The sequence below is a fragment of the Pantoea sp. SIMBA_079 genome (assembly GCF_046940275.1).
In the GTDB taxonomy this organism is placed as follows: domain Bacteria; phylum Pseudomonadota; class Gammaproteobacteria; order Enterobacterales; family Enterobacteriaceae; genus Pantoea; species Pantoea borealis.
Map to the genome: position 1 here is coordinate 1 of NZ_JAWRYR010000756.1, position 245 is coordinate 245.

Annotated in this window: 1 protein-coding gene; it reads right to left on the reverse strand. The window is 69.8% G+C overall.

What is annotated here, in order from left to right; genetic code table 11:
• Positions 1-245, reverse strand: a 245-nt coding sequence (locus tag SB719_RS21975) for a hypothetical protein (protein ID WP_412160008.1), incomplete at both ends; no start/stop codon positions are given.

A 245-nucleotide genomic window follows, 5' to 3' on the forward strand; every position in this document is an offset into this window, starting at 1 on the left:
CTGGATCCGCAACCCCTCCGGCGTGATGTCGATCAGCAGCTGGTCCTTGAACGGAGCGAGCGCCTGACTGCTCGCCACCGCTTTCTCCAGCGCGCGCTGCAGCGCTTCGAGCTGCTCCCGGTCCTGCGCATCCTGCGCGCGCTCGGTGGCGCTGCTGTCGGCGGCCGCGTCGACATCGGGGCCTGCGCCCGGTGGATTCCGCAGATGATCGAACATCTTGATCGGGGCATCGCCCGCGCCTCCGG